At 69.3% G+C, this 20,645-nt stretch carries 20 protein-coding genes; 8 read left to right on the top strand and 12 right to left on the bottom strand.

What is annotated here, in order from left to right; all coding sequences use genetic code 11:
- Positions 1-38: 38 nt before the first annotated feature.
- Positions 39-1,742: a cellulase family glycosylhydrolase gene (locus CVV72_RS00815; RefSeq protein ID WP_255632434.1), complete on the bottom strand. Its 1,704-nt coding sequence runs from the start codon at positions 1,740-1,742 to the stop codon at positions 39-41.
- A 274-nt stretch (positions 1,743-2,016) separates the two neighbouring features.
- Between CVV72_RS00815 and CVV72_RS00805 the strand changes: the two genes are divergently transcribed.
- Complete coding sequence (locus tag CVV72_RS00805; protein ID WP_255632433.1) at positions 2,017-2,838, top strand: lytic transglycosylase domain-containing protein; 822 nt, start codon at positions 2,017-2,019, stop codon at positions 2,836-2,838.
- Here CVV72_RS00805 and CVV72_RS00800 read toward each other — a convergent pair.
- From CVV72_RS00800 to CVV72_RS00790, 3 genes are read right to left on the bottom strand one after another with little or no spacing between them, the layout of a single operon-like run.
- A complete protein-coding gene (locus CVV72_RS00800) occupies positions 2,835-4,184 on the bottom strand; it encodes a VWA domain-containing protein (RefSeq protein ID WP_219150453.1) in 1,350 nt (449 codons plus the stop codon). The two genes, CVV72_RS00805 and CVV72_RS00800, sit on opposite strands and share 4 nt — an antisense overlap.
- Positions 4,181-5,062, bottom strand: coding sequence for a MoxR family ATPase (locus tag CVV72_RS00795; protein WP_219150451.1), 882 nt, complete (start codon positions 5,060-5,062; stop codon positions 4,181-4,183). Before CVV72_RS00795 ends, CVV72_RS00800 begins: the two co-directional genes overlap by 4 nt.
- 21 nt (positions 5,063-5,083) lie before the next feature.
- Positions 5,084-6,523 carry an MFS transporter gene (locus CVV72_RS00790; RefSeq protein WP_219150449.1) on the bottom strand — a complete coding sequence of 480 codons (1,440 nt, stop codon included), beginning with the start codon at positions 6,521-6,523 and terminating at the stop codon, positions 5,084-5,086.
- 62 nt (positions 6,524-6,585) lie between these two features.
- Here CVV72_RS00790 and CVV72_RS00785 point away from each other — a divergent pair, with 62 nt between their 5' ends.
- Positions 6,586-7,566 (top strand): YafY family protein, encoded by a 981-nt coding sequence (locus CVV72_RS00785; protein WP_255632432.1) that lies wholly within the window; start codon positions 6,586-6,588, stop codon positions 7,564-7,566.
- A gap of 50 nt (positions 7,567-7,616) precedes the next feature.
- On the opposite strand, the gene CVV72_RS00780 is transcribed toward CVV72_RS00785, so the two are convergent.
- Together CVV72_RS00780 and CVV72_RS00775 are read right to left on the bottom strand one after the other, a co-directional pair.
- The gene (locus tag CVV72_RS00780) at positions 7,617-7,925 is read right to left on the bottom strand and encodes a DUF6355 family natural product biosynthesis protein (RefSeq protein WP_219150448.1); all 309 of its coding nucleotides are present in this window, start codon (positions 7,923-7,925) and stop codon (positions 7,617-7,619) included.
- A gap of 190 nt (positions 7,926-8,115) precedes the next feature.
- Positions 8,116-9,093 carry a helix-turn-helix transcriptional regulator gene (locus CVV72_RS00775; protein WP_219150446.1) on the bottom strand — a complete coding sequence of 326 codons (978 nt, stop codon included), beginning with the start codon at positions 9,091-9,093 and terminating at the stop codon, positions 8,116-8,118.
- Between the two features lie 188 nt (positions 9,094-9,281).
- Here CVV72_RS00775 and mgrA point away from each other — a divergent pair, with 188 nt between their 5' ends.
- Both mgrA and CVV72_RS00765 read left to right on the top strand, forming a co-directional pair.
- Positions 9,282-10,316 (top strand): L-glyceraldehyde 3-phosphate reductase, encoded by a 1,035-nt coding sequence (mgrA, locus tag CVV72_RS00770; protein ID WP_219150444.1) that lies wholly within the window; start codon positions 9,282-9,284, stop codon positions 10,314-10,316.
- A 49-nt stretch (positions 10,317-10,365) separates the two neighbouring features.
- Positions 10,366-11,112, top strand: coding sequence for a class I SAM-dependent methyltransferase (locus CVV72_RS00765; protein WP_219150442.1), 747 nt, complete (start codon positions 10,366-10,368; stop codon positions 11,110-11,112).
- Here the strand turns inward: CVV72_RS00765 and CVV72_RS00760 are convergent.
- From CVV72_RS00760 to sigC, 5 genes are all read right to left on the bottom strand, one after another.
- Positions 11,099-11,914 (bottom strand): aldo/keto reductase, encoded by an 816-nt coding sequence (locus CVV72_RS00760; protein WP_219150440.1) that lies wholly within the window; start codon positions 11,912-11,914, stop codon positions 11,099-11,101. The two genes, CVV72_RS00765 and CVV72_RS00760, sit on opposite strands and share 14 nt — an antisense overlap.
- Positions 11,915-11,923: 9 nt before the next feature.
- On the bottom strand, positions 11,924-13,165 hold the full coding sequence (locus tag CVV72_RS00755; RefSeq protein WP_219150438.1) for a CdaR family transcriptional regulator: 1,242 nt from the start codon (positions 13,163-13,165) through the stop codon (positions 11,924-11,926).
- A gap of 140 nt (positions 13,166-13,305) precedes the next feature.
- Positions 13,306-13,761: a (2Fe-2S)-binding protein gene (locus CVV72_RS00750; protein WP_125684206.1), complete on the bottom strand. Its 456-nt coding sequence runs from the start codon at positions 13,759-13,761 to the stop codon at positions 13,306-13,308.
- A gap of 16 nt (positions 13,762-13,777) precedes the next feature.
- The gene (locus tag CVV72_RS00745; protein WP_219150436.1) at positions 13,778-16,027 is read right to left on the bottom strand and encodes a xanthine dehydrogenase family protein molybdopterin-binding subunit; all 2,250 of its coding nucleotides are present in this window, start codon (positions 16,025-16,027) and stop codon (positions 13,778-13,780) included.
- A 190-nt stretch (positions 16,028-16,217) separates the two neighbouring features.
- Complete coding sequence (gene sigC / locus CVV72_RS00740) at positions 16,218-16,787, bottom strand: RNA polymerase sigma factor SigC (protein WP_034324554.1); 570 nt, start codon at positions 16,785-16,787, stop codon at positions 16,218-16,220.
- Positions 16,788-16,845: 58 nt separating this feature from the next.
- Here sigC and CVV72_RS00735 point away from each other — a divergent pair, with 58 nt between their 5' ends.
- From CVV72_RS00735 to CVV72_RS00725, 3 genes are all read left to right on the top strand, one after another.
- Complete coding sequence (locus tag CVV72_RS00735) at positions 16,846-17,574, top strand: zf-HC2 domain-containing protein (RefSeq protein WP_219150434.1); 729 nt, start codon at positions 16,846-16,848, stop codon at positions 17,572-17,574.
- Positions 17,575-17,782: 208 nt separating this feature from the next.
- Positions 17,783-18,985, top strand: a complete 1,203-nt coding sequence (locus CVV72_RS00730) for an ROK family protein (RefSeq protein ID WP_219150432.1) — start codon at positions 17,783-17,785, stop codon at positions 18,983-18,985.
- Between the two features lie 156 nt (positions 18,986-19,141).
- The gene (locus tag CVV72_RS00725) at positions 19,142-19,495 is read left to right on the top strand and encodes a nuclear transport factor 2 family protein (protein WP_219150430.1); all 354 of its coding nucleotides are present in this window, start codon (positions 19,142-19,144) and stop codon (positions 19,493-19,495) included.
- Here CVV72_RS00725 and CVV72_RS00720 read toward each other — a convergent pair.
- A complete protein-coding gene (locus tag CVV72_RS00720; RefSeq protein WP_219150428.1) occupies positions 19,492-19,998 on the bottom strand; it encodes a PaaI family thioesterase in 507 nt (168 codons plus the stop codon). The genes CVV72_RS00725 and CVV72_RS00720 overlap by 4 nt on opposite strands.
- 71 nt (positions 19,999-20,069) lie before the next feature.
- On the opposite strand from CVV72_RS00720, the gene CVV72_RS00715 reads away from it, so the two are divergent.
- Complete coding sequence (locus tag CVV72_RS00715; protein ID WP_255632430.1) at positions 20,070-20,627, top strand: TetR/AcrR family transcriptional regulator; 558 nt, start codon at positions 20,070-20,072, stop codon at positions 20,625-20,627.
- The last annotated feature ends 18 nt before the right edge of the window (positions 20,628-20,645 follow it).

Below are 20,645 nucleotides of genomic sequence, written 5' to 3'. Positions count from 1 at the left end.
CGTGCAAGTACCGCATCCAGAGGACGAAATGCGGGGAATCAGCCGGTCGGGAAGTCGTCCGGCGTGCGGATGCGGTCCCGCACCCAGACACCGGCGGGTTTCAGCATCGAAGTGCCGGTGAAGGAGCTCCCGGCGCAGGTTCCGGTCTTGAACACGGCACCGGAGCGGAAGTCGTCGGAGAAGTTCCAGTTCGTCCAGCCGATCTTCTTGGCGGCCAGCAGATCCAGGTACTTCTGCGAGTAGGTGAAGTCGTTCCCGCCGTCACCCGTGTAGGTCTGGGTGCCGAATTCCGTGACGAACACCGGGAGCTTGTCGGCCGTCCGCGCCAAGGCGTCGTAGTGCTCGTCCTGGTGCGACGCCGCGTAGAAGTGGAACGTGTACATGATGTTGGTGGCGTTGACCGGGTTGTTCAGGATGTCGGTCTCGTCGCGCTGGTCGGAGATTCCGAAGGTCGACCAGCCGTGCGTCCCGAGGAAGACGACGCTGTCCGGGTCCTGGGCGCGGATCACCGGGATGACCTCTTCGGCGTACCGCTTCACGTCCGCCCAGCTGACGCCGTTCGGTTCGTTGGCGACGTCGTAGATGATGTTGACCTTGTCCTTGTGCCGCTGGGCGATCTCGGTGAAGAAGGTCTTCGCGAGGTGGGTGTTCGCGTTCGGGTCGCCAGGGTCGAGCTGATGCCAGTCGACGAGGACGTACATCCCGCGTTTCGTCGCCTCTTCGATGTAGTTGTGCATCATGTCGGTGAACTTGCGCGGGTTGCTCTCGTAGCCGTCGTCCTGGATGTACATGGCGACGCGCAGGATGTCGGCCTTCCAGTCGTTGGCCAGCGCGTCCAGCGAGGCGGTCTTCACGCATTGGCTGTACCACTGGATCCCGTGGGTGCTCATCCCCCGCAGCTGGATGGGCTTGCCGTACTGGTTGCACAGTTTGACACCGCAGACGTGGAGCTTTCCGTTGATGGACACCGGTGTCCCGGTACCGCACGCCGGGGTGGTGGCGGAGACGACGGCACTCGGCGCGGACGTGTTCCCCGCCGCGTCGTAGGCGACCACCGTGAACGAGTAGGCCGTCGACGCGGCGAGACCGGTCACCGTCGCGGGCGGATTCACCGTCGTGGCAACGGTTTGCCCGTTCCGCAGGACGCGGTACCCGGTGACGCCGACGTTGTCGGACGACGCCTGCCAGGTCAGGGTCACGCTGCCGCAGGACACCGTGGACGTGGTGGGCGAGCCCGGCGCCGACGGCGCTTCGGTGTCGTTGGAGCCACCACTGGCCTCGACCGACAGCGAGTCCGCGTTGGGGCCGCCGTTCGAGGTGACGGCGGTGGTGCGGATCTTGTTGCTGCCCGCGGCGAGGTTCACCGTGGTGGTGACGGTGCGCCAGGTCGTCCACGCGCCGGTGCCGGCGAACCCGAGGTCATCGACGGCGAGGGAGCCGTTGACGGTGATGTCGAGCGGGCGGTTGGCGGTGGTGCCGTTGGCGTAGCGGAAGATCAGCGTGTGCTGCCCGGCCTGCGCCGCGTCGACGGTGTACTCGACGTAGCTACCGGTGACGTTGTCGTAGTTGACGAAGCCGGATCCGGTGAAGCCCGCGTGATTGGATTCGACGACACCGCGCGAGATCGTCGCGTTCTCGGACTCGTAGCGGACGGGAGCCGCGGAAGCGGCCTGGGCGGAGATCGGGACCGAGGCGGCCGCGAGCACCGTGACCAGCGCCGCCCGCCATCTTGGGCGTACCACTTTGTGCCTCCTTCAGAAGCGTCGTTGCGTTCGTGAAGCAGGGGCGCGGCGAGCCCTCGTTAAGAAACCTTCCTAACGCGGACTAGTCTCACCATCCGGCGGAAGCGCTGTCAACCGGGCAAAGGGTGCGATCGCACCCCGCAATTCGTCACCTACTCGCGGTAGTTACGCGAGCTAAGGATCGCAAGTAGGTGACGAATTGCGGGTCGTGGCCAGGGTCACCCGGACGGCGGGGCACACAACTTCTCCACATCCGTCACGTACCGTGGAACCGGTGACCGCTTCGTCCCCTTCGGCACTGGATCTCATGGACCAGTGGCAACCACCGCCCAAGAGACGCGGCCCGCGCGGCTGCGTGATGCTCGCGCTCCTGGTCGTGGGCGCCTTGGTGGCCGGCGCCGTGTGGGTCGTGGTGAGCCTCAACGACCGCGAGCCGGTGCCGGTGAAACCGGAATTCGTCGTCCCCGCCCTCAAACCAGCCCCCCGCTCGGGGATCCCCGGCGACGCCGGCCCGCTGCCCGCGGAGCCCGCGAAGGCCGCCTGGATCGCGAAGGTGTCGGAGAACACGGACATCCCCGCTCGCGCGCTGCGGGCCTACGTGAACGCCGCCGAGAAGACCGCGAAGACGGCTCCGCGCTGTGAAATCACCTGGGCGACCATCGCCGGGATCGGCCGGACCGAGTCCCAGCACGCCCGGCATGACGGCTCCCGCGCCGGGGAGGACGGCGTCGTGACGCCGCCGATCATCGGCATCCCGCTCGACGGCTCCCCCGGCGTGCTGGCGGTCGTCGACACGGACAAGGGCGCCCTCGACGGCGACCCGAAGTGGGATCGCGCGGTCGGGCCGATGCAGTTTCTGCCCGCCACCTGGAAGCGGTACGGCGTCCGCGCGAGCGGCGACGGCGCCGCGCCGGACCCGCAGAACATCGACGACGCGGCGATGACGACAGCGCGGTACCTGTGCGCCCGGGGCGGCGACCTCGGTGACCCCGCCGGCTGGTGGACCGCGGTGCTGACCTACAACAACTCCACCGCGTACGGGCAGGAAGTGTTCAGCAACGCCGACGCGTACGGGAAAGCGGCCCTGAAGCCCTAAGCGGGCAAGAGCCGCGTCACCAATCGGGTCAGCTGGTGCACGTTCCGGCATTCGTGCATCTCGACGACCTGGGCGTAGGCGTGCGCCTCGGAGTCCCCTGTGGACCACAGCGCGGTCCGCTCGGGATTGAGCCAATACGTATGCCGCGCGGCGGCGGCGATCCCGCGCACCGCCGCCAGATTCGGGTCGCCGCCGTTGGTCCTGGCATCCCCGAGGATGAGCAGGGATGTCTTGGGCCCCACGGCGTCCGAGTACCGCTCGGCGAACTCGCCGAGCGCGTGCCCGTAGTCGCTGTGCCCGTCCCAGCGGGTCAGTTCCGCGTCGGCGAGGATGCGCGCGCCGAGGTCCTCCGGATCCGCGGCGCCGGTGTCGACGAGGTGGGTGATCTCGTCGCACGCGTCGATGAACGCGAACACCCGCACCTTGCTGAACTGGTCGCGCAAGGCCTGCACCAGCAGCATGGTGAAGTTCGCGAATCCGGCCACCGAACCCGACATGTCGCACAGCAGCACGATTTCCGGTCTTCCGGGCCGGTGACGGCGGTACGACGGCCGCATCGGGACGCCACCGGTGGACAGCGAGCGCCGCAGCGTCCGGCGCAGGTCGATCTGCCCGCGCGCGTGCCGCCGTCGCCGGGCGGCCAGCCGGGTGGCGAGTTTGCGCGACAACGGCTGCACGACGCGGCGGAGTTCGGCGAGTTGCGCGCGGCTGGCGAGCAGGAAGTCGACGCGGTCGGCCGAGGGCGGGACGGCGTGCCGCGAAACCCTTTCCCGGCCACGGACTTCCGCCACCCGGCGGCGTGCTTCCGTCCGCACCAGCCCGCGGAAACCTTCGACCCGCCGCCGGACGTCGTCGCGGTCCAGTCTGTCGGTGAAATCCTCCTGGCCGCCCGCGCGGATCGCTTCGAGCACGCGGACCACGAGTGTCTGCGGCTGGAGCCGTTCCAGCGTCTGGTGTGCCGACCAGCCGCCGGTGCCCGACGTGCCGCCGTACTCCCCCAGCATGTCGACGGCGAGCCCGGCGAGTTGCGTCAGTTCCGTTTGGTCGCCGGCAGCGAGCGCGGCCGCGAGCCGATCCCGCAAGGCGGCCAGGTCTTCGACGGGGTCTTGGGACGGTGCACCGACGCCGAGCGGGAAGTAGATGTCGAACGTCGCGTCGAACACCGCGCGCTGGCCGCCGCGCCGGACCAGCGCCGCCGCGAGCCCTTCGCGCATCTGCTCACGGGAGGCGAGGCCCAGTACTTCGAGTGCCGCGGCGGCGTCGACCGTCTCACTGGGACCCGCTGGGATCCCGTGCTCCCGCAACGCTTCCACGAACTCGACGAGTCTGCCCGGCACACCGCTCACGAGTCGAGGACCTTGCCGAGCTCCAGCCGCGCGTCCGCCTTCACGACGTCGTCCTGGTGTTTGAGGATGACGCCGAGGCTCGCGCGGACGACATCCTCGCCGAGGCTGTCCGCGCCGAGCGCCAGCAGGGTCCTGGCCCAGTCGATGGTTTCGGCGACCGACGGCGCCTTCCGCAGTTCCATCGCCCGCAGCGCGGTGATCACCTTGACCACGGACGCGGCGAGCGCGTCGTCGACGCCCGGCACCTTGAGCCGCACGATGCGCTGCTCCAGTGCCGCGTCGGGGAAGTCGATGTGCAGGAACAGGCAGCGCCGTCGCAGCGCCTCGGAAAGTTCACGCGTCGCGTTGGAGGTCAGCACCACGAACGGCTTGCGCCCGGCGGTGATCGTGCCGAGTTCCGGGACAGTGATCTGGAAGTCGCCCAGCACCTCCAGCAGCAGACCCTCGATCTCGACGTCGGCCTTGTCGGTCTCGTCGATGAGCAGAACGGTCGGCTCGTCGCCCTTGATCGCCGCCAGCAGCGGCCTGGCCAGCAGGAACTCTTCACCGAAGATGTCGTTGCGGGCCTCGTCCCAGGTCTCGTCCTTGCCCGCCGTGATCCGGAGAAGCTGCTTCGCGTGGTTCCACTCGTACAGCGCACGCGACTCGTCGACGCCTTCGTAGCACTGCAAGCGCACTAGCCGGGAGCCGCTCGCCTGCGCGACCGCCTTCGCCAACTCGGTCTTGCCGACCCCGGCGGGGCCCTCGATCAGCAACGGCTTACCGAGGGCGTCCGCGAGGAACACCGTGGTGGCGACGGCCGCGGAGGCCAGGTAGCCGGTGTCGGCGAGCTTCGCCGTCACGTCTTCGACGGATGTGAAGTACCCGGTCCCAGCCACGCGGCCTCCCAGCTCGATCGCCTACCCGGCCGACTCTACGTCGCGGATCCGCTTCGGCAGGAGGAACCCGACCGCGAAGGTGAGCATCACCATCACCGCGACCACCCAGAACGTCCGCTGGGCCGCGCCGGTCGGATCCGCGGGCCCTGCGTCGAAGAACACCGTGCCCAGCAGCGCCAGCCCCAGAGCACCGCCGACCTGCTGGAGCGACGTCAGCGCCCCGGACGCCGATCCGGCCTCCGACGGTTCCACTCCGGACAGCGCGATCTCGAAGTACGGCCCCATGATCAGGCCCGAGCCGATCCCGACCACCAGCAACGCGGGCGCGATCTGCCACGGACCGGTCTCCGGGCCGAGGAGCAGCAGCAACGCGACCACGCCGGCGGTCATGATCAGCGCGCCGGTGTGCAGCACCTTGCGGCCGTGCTTGCGCACCACCTGCACCAGGCCCATCCCGACGATCATCCCCAGCGACATCGGCACGCCCGTCAGCCCGGCCTTCAGCGGCGAGAATCCGAGCCCGAACTGCAGGTACAGGGTGAAGACGAGACCGAAACCGGAAAACGCCGCGAAGTAGATCGTCCCGGTCGCCATCCCGGCGAGGAAGCTGCGCTTGCGGAACAGGCTCGGCTCGACCAGCGGGTCACCGCCGCGGCGGCTCTTGCGCTTCTCGAACCACGCGAACACGCCGAACACCGCGACCGCGGCGGCCATCATCGCGAACGTCCACAGCGGCCAGCCGTACTCGCGGCCCTGCACCAGCGGGAAGACGATCAGCAGCGCGCCGGTCGTCGCGAGCAGGGCGCCGGGGATGTCGAGGGTGAGCGAACCACCGGGCCGGGACTCGGGAAGGAACTTGAGCGCGGCGAGTACGGCCAGCGCGCCGATCGGGAGGTTGATCAGGAAGATCATCCGCCAGCCGGTGCCGAAGAGATCGGCGTCCACCAGCCAGCCCGCGAGGATCGGCCCACCGACCGCGGCGAGCCCCATCACCGGGCCGAACATGCCGAACGCGGACTGGAGTTCCTTGCCGGAGAACATCTCCTTCATCATGCCGAGGCCCTGCGGGACCATCGCGGCTCCGAAGAGGCCCTGCACCACTCGCGCGGTGATGATCATTTCCGGGTTCACCGCGATCGCGCAGAACAGCGAGCCGACGACGAAACCGATCGCGCCGATCAGGAACATGCGCTTGCGGCCGAAGATGTCGCCGAGCCGCCCGCCGGTGAGCAGGCCGGACACCATCGCGAGGGTGTAGGCGACGCCGAGCCACTGGATCATCGCGGTGCCGCCGCCGAGCGAGGACCGCATGACCGGTCCGGCGATGCTCGTCACCGTCATGTCGAGCAGTTCCATCACCGAGCCGGTCAGGATCACGAACAGCGCGGGCCAGCGCCAGCGGTAGGACTTCTCCACGTTTTCCGTGGTCACACCGCTCGGGGTGTCCAGTGTCATCGTCATGGGAGCAACGCTAAAGTCAATTCCGGCCAGTTTCTGACCGGAATCGGAGCGAATCTGGATTCATGGCGAACACGAGTGCGCGGATGCTGCGGCTGCTGTCCCTGCTGCAGACACACCGCTTCTGGTCCGGGATCGAACTGAGCGACAAGCTGGAGGTGAGCGAGCGGACGCTGCGGCGCGACGTCGAGCGGCTGCGCGAGCTGGGCTATCCGGTCAACGCGAGCCGCGGCGTGGCGGGCGGGTACCAGCTGCGATCGGGCACGGTCATGCCTCCCCTGCTGCTGGACGACGAAGAGGCCGTGGCGATCGCGGTGGGCCTGCGGACGGCGGCGAGCGGTTCGGTGGAGGGCATCGAGGAGACGTCCGTCCGGGCGCTGACGAAGGTCGTCCAGGTGATGCCGCCCCGGCTGCGCAGACGTGTCGACGCGCTTCAGGCGTACACGACGCCGGCCGCCGTCACGGGTCCGCGGGTCAACGCGGCCAGCCTGACGGTGATCGCGCAGGCGTGCCGGGACGACGAGCGGCTGAAGTTCGACTACGCGGCACGCGGCGGCGAGGAGTCCGCACGGCTGGTCGAGCCGCATCGGCTCGTCTCGCTCGGACGGCGCTGGTACCTGGTGGCGTATGACCTCGACAGGGTGGACTGGCGCACCTTCCGCGTCGACAGGCTCAGCGAGCCTCGCACCACCGGCGCCCGCTACCGGCCGCGGGAGATCCCCGGCGGGGACGCGGTCAAGTTCGTCGAGGCCCAGATCAAGGCCAGGCCGACCACGCATACGCTGGTCGTCCGGGTCGAGGCGCCGAAAGACCGGGTCGAGTCGGCGGTGCGGTACCTCGGTGGCGCGCTCGAAGCGATCGACGAGAAGTCCTGCCGTCTGACGATGAACGTCGACTCCTTCGACTGGCCCGTCCTGATCCTCGCCGCCATCGGCGCGCCCTTCGAGGTCGAGAGCCCTTCGGCGTTCAAAGATCACCTCGGCGCCGTCGCCACCCTCTTCTCCCGCGCTTCCGGCGACACCGACGAAAGCGGCGGTGAAGGGTGAGCACCCTTCACCGCCGCCGGTGATCCGCGAACCCCTGGCGGGGTGTCAGATCAGCAAAGGCCCGTGTACCACGCGTTGTCGGCGTTGTAGCCGAGCTTGGTGATACCCGGCGTGACGCAGAGGTCCTCGTCACCGCCCACGTTGTAGGTCACGTGGATGGTGACGTTGGTCGAGCCGCAGTGGTTGTAGTAGCTGATCAGGCCCTGCTCGTAGTAGCCGCACACGGCCATGGTCCCCAGGTCACCCTGGGGAGTGGCCTCCGCGGCGGACGCGGTCGTGGCGGCGCCGAACATCAGCGCACCCGCCGAGGCGGCGACCGACGCGGCGACGGCGGCCCGGGTGGCGATCTGCTTCAACATGGCTGTTCCCTCCAGATTGGTTTTCCCAAGTCCGGGCAATTCCGGAAAGACCCTTTCCCATTGGGTGCGCGGGGACCATTCCGCCCAGCGGGAAGAGGTGGGGATTTCACTCCGGTTCGGCCGGACATCTCAAAACTTATGAATTCGGCTCGCGGGTGACAAGCCCTTTCACGGCTGCCTGAAACCGCGATCATGGCCGGAGCAATGCGGACCCTCTTTGCGAGATCCGGTGTACCGCCGCGCCGTTCGTCCGTGCAGTCTGCACCAGCCCGGCGTTGCGCAGCACCGTCGTGTGCTGGCTGGCCCCGGCCAGTGAGATACCGAGGGCGTTCGCGAGATCCGTGGTGTTGACCTGCGGCAGTTCGGCGATCGTCCGCAGCACGGTGGCCCTGGTCCGCCCGAGCAGCGCGGTCAGCGAGCGGGTCCGCAGCGCCTCTTCGTCCGAGTTCGCCGTCCAGCCCGGCGACCGGTCGACGGGATAGACCAGCATGGGTGTGGCGGAGTCCCCGGAGAGCGTGGTGATGGGCCCACCCCAGCAGAAGAACGACGGCACCAGGACGAGACCCCGGCCGTCGAGGTAGAGATCCTGTTCGACCGGGTAATCGACCTCGAGCACCGGTGGCCGCCATCGGACGGCGGGGTGCAGCCCGGCGAGCACGGCCTCGAAGCCGGCCGAAGCGACGACATCCGCCCTGGTCCGCCGGTCCAGCTCGACGTGGTGACGGATACTCGGCCAGAACGGCTCGATGGCCGCGCGGTGGTACGCACGCACGGCGGCGGCCAGCCGCTCCAGCGACTCCACTTCGCCGTCGGCGATCTCGGACACCCATCTCGGCAGCACCCGGTGCCGGGCGAGCTCGGCGATATCGCTCTTCAAGCGCGTCCTCGTGGTACCGAGGAGCAGGTCGAGACCGGTCTCCAGGTCGGGGATGTCGCCGGACGGGGTCAGGAAGTCCGGCGAGTAGCCCGTGGGTCTGGCCAGTGCGGTGAGCAGTCCCGTGGTCGACGGCAGCCGAGGTCTCAACGCCCGCCGCCAACCGCCGAAAACCGGCTGATCCTGCCTGGTCTGAACCAGATGAAGGCTCAGGAGGACCTCCCACATCCGATGTGGTTCGGCCAGCAGCCGGATCCTGAGCAGATCATCCGTGGAAAAGTATATGCGCAGCATTAATGGAACCCCCAGTTCGTTCCCTTACCCACGCAGGATAGCGCCTTTCCCTCACCCGACCTGCCACCCATTCCGGTATTGGTCCATCATTTCGAACTGATTCGAACTGACGTGGAATACCCGGCCGAGACGGCGGGAACCGAGATGTCACATTCGACCGCGTGCTTCCGGCGGCTAGCATCGGGGCCGTGAGCACCTATGTCGCGGCCGAGGGCCGATACGAGAGCATCCCCTACCGCCGCACCGGGCGCAGTGGCCTGAAACTGCCCGCGATCTCGCTGGGCCTGTGGCACAACTTCGGGAACGACAAACCGCTGGGCACCCAGCGTGACATCGCGCGGCGCGCGTTCGACCTGGGCATCACCCACTTCGACCTCGCCAACAACTACGGCCCGCCCTACGGTTCGGCCGAGGAGAACTTCGGCAGGCTGCTGGCTTCGGATTTCAAGCCCTACCGTGACGAACTGGTCATCTCGACCAAGGCAGGCTACGACATGTGGCCCGGCCCGTACGGCGAATGGGGCTCGCGCAAGTACCTGCTGTCCTCTTTGGACCAGTCGCTCGGCAGGATGGGCCTGGACTACGTCGACATCTTCTACTCGCACCGCTTCGACCCCGAGACTCCGCTCGAAGAGACGGTCGGCGCGCTCGACACCGCCGTCCGCTCCGGACGCGCGCTGTACGTCGGCATCTCGTCGTACTCGTCGGAGAAGACCGCCGAGGCCGCGCGGCTCCTGCGCGAACTGGGCACCCCGCTGCTCATCCACCAGCCGTCGTACTCGATGTTCAACCGCTGGCTCGAAGGCGACAAGCTCCTCGACACGCTCGAAGCCGAAGGCGCGGGCTGCATCGCCTTCTCGCCGCTGGCGCAGGGGCTGCTGACCAGCCGCTACCTCGACGGCGTTCCCGAGAATTCCCGTGCGGCGCAAGGGAAGTCGCTCAACCCGGACACGATCACCGAGAGCACCCTCGGCAAGATCCGGGCGCTGAACGAGATCGCCCGGCGGCGCGGGCAGACGCTCGCGCAGCTCGCGCTCGCCTGGGGCCTGCGTGATCCGCGGATGACGTCGGTGCTGATCGGCGCGAGCAGCGTCGCCCAACTGGAGGACAACGTCGGCGCGCTGAAGAACCTGCACTTCACCCATGAGGAGCTGGCCGAGATCGACCGCTACGCCACCGAGGCCGACATCAACCTCTGGAAGCGCTCGACCGACGCCGGATAGCACCCGAAATCGCGTTGCCCCGCCCGGCCGGGGCGCCGAGACTGCGAGCATGACTTTCGAAGATCTACTCGCCGAAGGAGCGGCCGTCCCGGTCGAAGGCTGGGACTTCTCGTGGTTCGAGGGCCGGGCCACCGAGGAGCGGCCGCCGTGGGGCTACTCGCGGCTGCTCGGCGAGCGGATGGCGGCGGCCGCCGCCGGGCTGGACCTGCAGACCGGCGGCGGCGAGGTGCTCGCGGGCATCCCGGAACCGCCGCCGGTCCTCGCCGCCACCGAAGGCTGGCCGCCGAACGTCGAGGTCGCCCGGAGGAACCTCGCACCACTGGGCGGTGAGGTGGTCGAGGCCGAGCACGACGCGCCTCTGCCGTTCCCCGACGAGTCCTTCGATCTGGTGACCAGCCGCCATCCGATCGCGAATCCGTGGCGGGAGATCGCCCGAGTGCTGCGGCCGGGTGGAACCTTTCTGTCGCAACAGATCGGCGCCGGCACCGTGCGGGAGCTGAAGGAGTTCTTCCTCGGCCCGCAGGACTACGGCGGCTGGACGCCCGACGTCCTCCGCGTCGAGGCGGAGGCCGTCGGGCTGCGCGTCGAGCGCCTCGAACCGGCGAAACTGCGGATGGAGTTCTTCGACCTCGCCGCCGTCGTCCACTTCCTCCGGAAGGTGATCTGGATCGTGCCGGGGTTCGAGGTCGAGAAGTACCGCGACAGGCTCGCGGAACTCCATCGGATCATCGAGACCGACGGGAAGTTCGTCGCGCACTCGCGGCGGGTGCTCGTGGAGGCCGTCAAGCCTTCGTGAGCCGCTCCAGGTGCTCGGCGGTCAGCTTCACGTCCCCCGCGGCGAAGTTCTCCTCAAGGTGCGCGATGCTCGCCGTCCCGGGGATCGGCAGCATCACCGGCGACCGCGCGAGCAGCCACGCGAGCCCGACCTGCGCCGTGGTCACCCCGAGCTCCGCGGCGACGGCGGTGAGCTCGGATCCGGCCTCCGACGCGGCGCCGAGCACCGGACGCCAAGGCAGGAAAGCGATCCCGGCCGCCTCGCACGCGTCCAGCACCGCTTCGTACGAGCGGTCCAGGAGGCTGTAGCGATTCTGCACGCTCGCGATGTCCACGATCTCCCGTGCCCGCGCGAGTTCGTCCACGGTGACCTCGGACAGCCCGATCCGGCCGATCTTGCCTTCGTCGCGCAGGTCCCGCAGTGCGCCGAGCTGGTCGGCCAGCGGGGTTTCGGGGTCGAGGCGGTGCAACTGCAGCAGCTCGATCCGCTCGACGCGCAACCGCCGCAGGCCTTCGTCGACCTGCGCCCGCAGCGATTCCGGCCGTGCGTCGTACTTCCAGTCGTCGCCGGTCCGCACGACGCCGACCTTGGTGGTGATCACCAGGTCGTCCGGGTACGGATACAGCGCTTCGGCGAGGAGTTCCTCGTTGGCGCCGCCGCCGTACAGGTGCGCGGTGTCGATCAGGGTGATGCCGAGCTCCACGGCCCTTCGCGCCAAGGCGATGGACGCCTCACGCGCGGGACCGGCTTCGGTCGGCAGGCGCATGGCGCCGAAACCGAGACGGTGTACGGGCAGGTCTCCGCCGATGGCGAACTGTTCCATACGGCGAATCTAGCGCAGCGGATCCCTCGGCGAGGGCAAATGCGAGGTGTCCGGGAACAGGTGGAGCGCGCGCAGGGCCGCGCCGAGTTCGGCGATGTCCGCCGGGTCGGTCAGCGAACGCCCCAGCTCCTCGGAAATCCGCTTCAGCCGATGCCGGATCGTGTTGGGGTGACAGAACATCCGCTCGGACGTCAGTTTCGTGGAGCCCTGGCATTCGAACCACGCCCGCAACGTCAGCAGGAGCACGTTCCGGTCGTCGCCGGGCAGGTCGAGGATCGGCCGCAGCACGTGGTGCGCGAGCTGGACGGACGCTTCGGGAGCGCTGGCGACGAGACCGGCCAGCGGGGATTCGTTGAACTGCACCATTCCCGTCGACCCCGGCATCATGCTGGACAGCGCGACCCGGGCGAGGTGCAGCGCGCGGGAGGTGTTCCCGAGGCCGGTGAACACCGGGCTGACCCCGATCCGGCCGATCTGGTTCTCCCGCAACAGCTCGATGATCACCGGGGACGCCACCGGATCCCGCATCGAGATCACCCCGACCTGCAGGTCCGGGGTGAGCCGCCAGGCGGACGCGTGATGCCGTTCGCGGAGCCGGTTTTCGATCTGGGGCAACGGTTCGTGCCCGACGCGCGGGGTCTCGGCGGCGACGACCACATACGTCCCGTCGAGCGAGAGCTCCAGCACGCGCGCGATGTCCCAGAGCGTGCCCTCGGTGGCCGCGCCACCGGCGAACAACGCCTCGACCAGCGCGGAGCGTCTGCTTTGGTGCGCCAGCATGACTTCGGCGGTGGTGTCCCGGTACGTCGTCGTCAGCGCCTCGGCGTAGTCGTCGATCAGCGCCCAGATCGCCGACGTCGCGGCGACGAGGCCGCGGAGGTCCTGGTGCTCGCTCGAAGCGGTCAGGTCGACGAACCGGTTCCACACCTCGGTGAGCCCGATCCGGTAGGCCCGCAGGAGTTCCGGCAGTGGCGCGCCCTGCAGCGCGCGGGCGCGCCCGGTCGCCCTCGCCTGGGAGAGGTCGGGTTCTTCCGTGCCGCGCAGGGTCCGCATGACGAATTCGAGGTTGTTCCGCACCGACGTCCGCAGTTCGGCGAGGCTGACGAACTGCGCGTCGCGGTACACCGGCATCTCGGCGCGGATCCGCCCGACGGTACCGTCGATGAGCGCCGGCAGCTGCTTCTCGACCTCCACGGCCAGTTCGGCGACCACCGCGGCCGAACCTTCGCGGAGCACAGTTCGGTAGTGCATGGACGTCCTCCGGGGCAGGGACTCCTCGTCGAGTCCCTGGGGACGTCATCTAACACGACTTGCCCGGAGGTGGCCCGTCGAAACCGAGCGATGCCGCCGGTGCGGCGGAAAGTCGGGATTTCCGCCGCACCAGCGGGATTTCACAGCTTCGCGGCCGCGCTCTTGATGGCTTCGCGGATCCGGAAGTAGGTGCCGCACCGGCACACGTTCTGGATCGCGTCGATCTCGGCGTCGGTCGGGTTCTTCGTCTTCTTCAGCAGCGCCACCGCCGCCATGATCTGTCCCGGCTGACAGTAGCCGCACTGCGCGACGTCCTGCTCCAGCCAGGCCTCCTGCACCGGGTGCAGGTCATCGCCGTCGGCGAGGCCTTCGATCGTGGTGACCTCCTTGCCGGAGCAGTCGGACACCGGCGTCACGCACGGGTTGAACGCCTCGCCGTCGAGGTGGCTGGTGCAGGCCTTGCAGACGTTGATCCCGCAGCCGTACTTCGGGCCGCGGACGCCGAGCTTGTCCCGCAATGCCCACAGCATGGGCAGATCCGCGGGCGCGTCGACGGTGACGGTTTTCCCGTTCACCGTGAAGGTGTAGTTGGGCATCGAAAACTCCTGGGGGTCAGCGGGGGAAGGGTTCGAAGTCGACCGGGAAGTTGATCGGGAAGCTGCGCGGTTTGATCCCGGTGGCCCGCGCGTAGGCGTTCCCGATCGCGCCGACCGGCGCGGGCACGCCGAGCTCCCCCGCACCGCCGATCTCGCCCGTCTCCGGCATCACGTGGATCTTGACGTCCGTCGGCGAGTTCTTCTGCCGCGCGTAATGGAACTGCGAGTAGCTGCCCTCCAGCGGCAGGCCCTTGTCGATGTGCAGCCCCGCGGTCAGCGTCGTGGCGATGCCGTCGGTCAGGCCGCCGAGCATCTGCGCCTCGATGCCGCGCGGGTTGATCGGCTTGCCGACGTCGACCGCGATGGTCGCCTTGGTGACGCGCGGTTTCTTCGGATCGCGGGCGTCCATCTCGACGAGACAAGCCGTGTACGACTTGTACTCGCCGTGCACGGCGACACCCTGCGCGAAGCCCTTGGGCATCTTCTTGCCCCACTCGCCGAGTTCGGCGACCTTGTCCAGCACCGCGCGCTGCCGGTCGTCCTTGATGAACTCGCGCCGGAACTCGACCGGGTCCTTGCCGAGCTTCGCGGCGATCTCGTCGACCATGATCTCTTCCGCGCCGCGCGTGCTCGACGAGTACACCGACCGCCAGGCACCGGTGTGGAAGTCCACCGGGACCTCGTTGAGCAGCTGCGTCGTGACACCGAAGTTGTACGGCGACTTCACCGTCAGCAGGAACACCGTCTGCGCGAAGCTCAGGTTGCCGCCGACCGGCAGTTCCGCGGCGAAAGCGGTCAAGACCTCGCCGAGCCCGTGGCTCCAGTCGGTTTCCACGCTGGCGACCCGGTGCTCGAAGGTGAGTACCTGGCCGAGGGCGAAGGTGGCGCGGATCTTGTGGTGACTCGCGGCCCGCGCGCGGCCGTGGCGCATGTCGTCGATACGGCTCCACATCAGCCGCACCGGCCGTTTGAACGCCTTGGACGCCCGCGCGGCCTCGATGGCGCCGTCGGAGAACAGCCGCCGGCCGAAGGAACCGCCCGCCTGCTGGACGTGCACGGTGACCTTATTCTCCGGAAGGCCGAGTTCCTGCGCGATGTTCTGCTTCGCGAGGATCGGGACCTTCATTCCGGACCAGATGGTCGCGCCGTCCTCCCGGACGTCGGCGACGGCCGAGTTGGTCTCCAGCGGGGCGTGGCTGGCGAAGGCGAAGTCGAACTCGCCGTCGACGTACTGGGTCAGCAGCGGCGGCACGACGAACGGCAGCGCCGCGGCCCGCAGCTTCTTCTTGATCGTCGCGTTGTTCTCGCCGTCGACGGTGCCGCCGTTCCAGGTGACGTCGAGGGCGTTCTTGCCGTCGAGCGCCTGGCCGAAGGTCTCGGCCATCACCGCGACCCCGGTCTTGATCACGGCGATGTCGATGATGCCGGGCATCGCACGGACGGCGGCCTCGTTGTTGACCTGCTTGACCGTGCCGTTGATCGTCGGCGGGCGGCGGACCATGACCGGCATCGCGCCGGGGATGTCCAGGTCCAGCGTGTACTGCAGCTGTCCGGTGACCATCGCACGGGCGTCCTTGCGCGATTGCGGCGTGCCGACCAGCTTGTGCGCGGACTCCGCCTTCGGGGTGGCGGTGAGCTTGCCGAGATCGGCGCGGGCGGCGGGCTTGGCCAGCGCGCCGTAGCCCGCCCGGCGGCCGTCGGGCGCGATCACCGCGCCGTCCCTTGTGGACAGCCGGGCGGCATCGGCGCCCCACTGCCGCGCCGCGGCCGCGACCAGGCGGGCGCGCGCGGCGGCGGCCGCGGTCCGCACCGGGGTGTAGAGCGAGCGCATCGTGTTGGAACCGCCGGTCAGCTGGTTGAACAGCAGTTCGGAGCGGGCGTCGGAAAGAACGACGTCGACACGGTCGAGCGGCAGGTCCATCTCCTCGGCGACCAGCATCGCGTTCGCCGTGGTGATGCCCTGGCCGACCTCGGTCCGCGGCAGCTCCAGCCGCACGCGGCCGTCTTCGCGGACTTCGAGCACGAGAAGACCGGCGGTGGGGGCGTTCGACAGGATCAGCACGTCGCCGAGGTCGAGGATCTCGGCCGGGCCGGGCGGAGTCGGGATGACGGCTTCGGCCGCTTCGGGCGCGACGGTGTCGATACCGATCTTCGTGGCGATCGTGAGCGTGGGCGCGGCGACGAGGAAGCTCAGGAACCGGCGACGGCCGAGGCCGCCGGAGTCCGGAGCCTCGCCTGGGGTTCCAGTGGTGGTGGGACTGGCCATCGGGAAGATCCCTTCGAGAGCGCGCGGAGAAGGCGGGGACCCTCGCGCGGCCTGGGGTCGGATGGCGACACGCTAGGCATCGGCATTCGGCCTAGTCAACGCGGAGTAGTCGGGTCGGCCCATCTGTGTGACGAGGTGACAGCGAACGGCCCCGAATGTGTGGCGCGCCACAGTGGGCTCGGACAGCCCGTCAGATGGAGTCGCGCTCCCGGCCCGCTTCGAGCAGATCCTCGCGGGCACGCGCGACACGCGAGCGCACGGTGCCGACCGGGCAGCCGCAGATCTCGGCGGCCTCGGCGTACGAAAGCCCGAGCACCTGGGTGAGGACGAGGACCTCGCGCCGCTCCGGGTCGAGCCCGTCGAGCAGCATCCGCAGCTCCACCAGGTCCTCGAAGCCGGCGACACCCTCCGCCTGACGGGCGCCGCGCCGCTCCGCGGTGGCCTCCCAGTCGACGTCGGCGAGTTTCGGGCGCGCCGAAGCCGCGCGGATGCGGTCGACGACGACGCGGCGCGCGATCGACAGGAGCCAGGTCCGCGAAGAGGACCGGCCGGCGAACCGCCGCAGACTGCCGAACGCGCGTAGGTACGTCTCCTGGGTGAGATCGTCCGCGGCGCCGACGTCGGCGAGGTGCGCGACGAAACGCCAGACGTCGGCCTGGGTGGCACGCACCCAGTCTTCGAGCGCCCGCCGGTCGCCGCGGGCGGCAGCGAGCGCGAGCTCGGTCACCCGCTCGTCGTCGTGGTTGCGCGGCCCGGCCATACGAGAAACGTAGCAGCGTCCCGGGAACCGGGGCAGGCCCGCGCCCGACAAGTGAGACGTGAAGTGCGAGACCTGCCGCGAGGCCCTGTCGGCCCGGCTCGACGGCGAAACCGAACCCGCCCCGCCCGAGGTGGTCGACCGGCACGTGGCGGGCTGCCCCGCGTGCCGATCGTGGCTCTCGCGCGCCGAGCGGATGCACCGGGCGATACTGCTGCGGCCCGCTCCCCGGGTCCCGGACCTCACCGCCGTCATCCTCGACCGCACCCCCGCCCCGCCGAGCGAAGGCTGGCCCGCCAGGATCGCGCTCGCGCTGGTCGCGATCGCGCAGCTCGGTCTCGCCTTCGCCCAGCTGCTGGGCGTCGAAGACCACGCCGCCGGACACGGTACGGAATCCCTGATCGGGCACCTTGCCCACGAAAGCAGCGCGTGGAACCTCGCGGTCGGTGTCGGACTCGGCTGGGCGGCCGTCCGCACGAAGGCGGCGTCCGGGCAGCTGCCCGCGCTGACCGGTTTCGTCGCGCTCCTCCTGGCGCTGTCGGCTGGCGACCTCGCCACCGGACAGGTCACCGCGGGACGCGTGCTCACCCACGGGTTGGTCGTCGCCGGACTGCTCTTGCTGTACGTGGTGAACCGGCAGCATCGGCTGCGCAACCGCCCCAGCCCGGCGACGACGGCCGGTTACCCGGATTCCCGCAGCGCCGAAACGGACCACGAGACCGGCGAAGCCCCCGAACGCCCCCGTCAGCACAGGGGTTTCCGGCGTCCGGCGAGCCGCCACGTGGCTTGACCCGCCTGGTCTAGACCATTACCGGTCACTGGGAGCACGCGCCCGGATACCGGGTGAATCACAGGTTTTCGCGCGCGGCGTGCGCGATTCGCGGCGCGAGCACGTTTATCGTTCGCCTGGGACCACCTAATGTAAACCTTCTTGCCCATTTCGGGCCGGACCCGGATAACTTTGGTGGAACACCTTGGTTCGACAGGAGGCGAAGCTCGTGGTTGGCGCAGAAAACCCACCCGTCGGCACCCCCGCCGGGATGCGGAAGATCAATCAGCGCGCCGTGCTGGACCTCCTGCGCCGCAGCGGCCCGGCGACGCGGCCCCAGGTCGCGAAGGACACCGGACTTTCGAAACCCACGGTGAGCCAAGCGTTGCTGGCGCTCGAAGCGGCCGGTCTCGCCAGGGCGACCGGGCACACCTCGACCGGCACCGGCCGGTCCGCCGTCCTCTACGAAGCGGATCCCACGGCGGGCTACGTCCTCGGTGTCGACATCGGACGCGAGCACCTCCGCGTCGCCGTCTCCGACCTCGGCCACACCGTGGTCGCCCGCCGTGACGAGCGGAACACCTCACGTTCGGGCACCGCGCTCGTCAGCGCGGTGGGCGCCCTCGCCGCGGCGACCGTGCGCGAAGCGGGACTGTCCCAGGCGGACATCGTCGTGCGTGTCCTCGGCTCCCCCGGCGTCGCGGATCCGGACAAACGCTGCTTCCGGCACGCGCCGAACCTGCCCGGCTGGGGCAAGGCCGGCCTGCTCGACGAACTCGAAGCCGTCCTCGGCCCGGATCTCATGGTCGAGAACGACGCCAACCTCACCGCCGTCGGCGAATGGGAACGCGGCGCCGCGCGCGGCGCGTCGGTGTTCGGCTGCATCACCATCGGCACCGGCGTCGGCATGGGCGTGATGGTCGACGGCCAGGTCTTCCGCGGTGCCACGGGCGCGGCGGGCGAGATCGGCTACCTGCCGTACGGGCAGTCGGACGCGGCGGGTGAGGGCGAGGACTCGCCCCCCGTCCGCGGCCACCTCGAAGAGGCGACGGCGGCGCAGTCCGTCGTCCGCGGCGCGCGCGAACTCGGCCTCGGCACGGCGAAATCGGCCCGTGAGGTCTTCCGGCTCGCCCGGGACGGCGACGAACTCGCCCTGCGCGCCGTCGAGGCGGAGGCGGACAGGCTCGCGTACACCGTGGCGTCGGTGGCGGCGGTGATCGACCCCGAACTGATCGTGCTCGGCGGCGGGATCGGTACCGCGGCCGATCTGCTGCTCGACCCGATCGACCGCGCCCTGCGCTCGTTCACTCCCCTGGTGCCCTCGGTCGTCCAGGGCGAACTGGGCGACGACGGGGTGCTGACCGGCGCGATCAGCGTCGGGTTGCGCGCCGCCGAGGGCCTGGTCTTCGAACGCAAGGTGGGCGCGGCCTAGGCCCGGGCCGGAAGTTCACGTCGGCATGCGCTGGGCGAGCGGGTCGTGAGTGGCGTTTCGGGTGGTCGAGTGGCAAGTCGAAGGTGGCGTGCAGGAGCCCTTCGAGAGGCAAGCCTTTACCTCCGCGGTAATCGACAGCGGGAGGACGATATTCGCATGACCACAGCCAAGAAGATCGTCCTCGACTGCTTCGAGAACCTGTTCGTGCACAAGGACTTCGCCGCCGCGGGCACGAACGTGCACCCGGATTTCGTCACGCACAGCCCGGGATTCCCCTCGGGCCGTGACGCCTTCGTGGAAGCGATGCGGAATTCACCGATGGCGGGCGCCGACGTCTCCGTGAAACGCGTGATCGCCGACGACGAGCACGTCGTCGTGCACCTGCACGTGGTCCCGCCGGGCGAAGCGTCCGGCGCGGCCGTCGTCGACATCGTGCGCGTGCAGGACGGGCTCATCGTGGAGCACTGGGACGTCAAGCAGCCCGTACCTCCGGGCGCCGATATGTTCTAGGGCTTGATGATCAGGCAGGTGCTCGACGCCGTCGCGAGCACCTTGCCCTGCCCGTCGCGGAGGTCGCCCTCGGCGAAAGCGACGCGCGAACCGGCCTTCACGACCCAGCCGTGCGCGCGGATCTCCCCCACCGAACCCGAAATGGCGCGGAGGTAGTTCACCTTCAGCTCCACGGAGGTGTAGCCGACCCCGGCAGGCAGGGTCGAGTGCACCGCGCACGCCACCGCCGAATCCAGCAGGGTCGCCGCGACGCCGCCGTGCACGGTCCCGATGGGGTTGTACAGCGACTCGTCCGGCGTCGCGGCGATCACGACGTCGCCTTCGGCCACGCTCACCCAGCGCATGCCGAAATGCGCCGAGATCGGCGCCGGCGGGATCCGGCCCTCGGCGATACCGGTCAGGTACTCGAAGCCGGACATTTCCCGGCCGAGCCGGGCGGTGGGCAGCGGATCCTGCCAGGTCACGGTCTTCTGCCTGGTCTGCCCGGTGACATCGGTGGTCATGGCCGCCTCCTAAGACGATCGTCCTAGGCTTTCCTAAGACGGTCGTCCTAGTCAAGGGCTATGCTGCGTGAGTGTCCGATGCCACCACTCGCGAGCGGATGATCTCGACCGCGATGACGCTTTTCCGCCGCGAGGGCTACCAGGCGACCTCGTGGCGGCGGCTGGTCGAGCAGGCCGGGACGCCGTGGGGGTCGGCGTACCACCATTTCCCCGGCGGCAAGGAGCAGCTCGCGGTCGCCGCGATCGAGCTCGGCACCGCCGTCGTGGCGAAGACGGTCCGCCGCGCTTTCGAGCGCAACGAGACCGTCGAGGACGCCGTGGCCTGGTGGTATCGCAAGGCGGGTGAGGCGCTGGCGGCCGACGACTACCGCGGCGGCTGCCCGCTCGCCACGATCACCCTGGAGATGGCGCACGCCTCGCCCGCGATCACCAAGGCGTGCCAGGACGCGTTCGCCGCCTGGCACACGCTGCTCGTCGATCTGCTCGGCGACGTCAAGGATCCCGAAGACGTCGCGACGGCCATCATGAACAACCTCGAAGGAGCCCTGCTGGTCAGCCGGGTCCGCCGGTCGCCGGAGCCGCTGGACCGGGCCGCACGGCATGTCGCGCTCGTGATCCGCGCCTCCTGACGAAGCCGAGCGGGCACC

This window comes from Amycolatopsis sp. TNS106, from assembly GCF_019330265.1.
GTDB classification, from domain to species: domain Bacteria; phylum Actinomycetota; class Actinomycetes; order Mycobacteriales; family Pseudonocardiaceae; genus Amycolatopsis; species Amycolatopsis lurida.
This window is presented reverse-complemented; position numbering and strand designations above follow the sequence as displayed.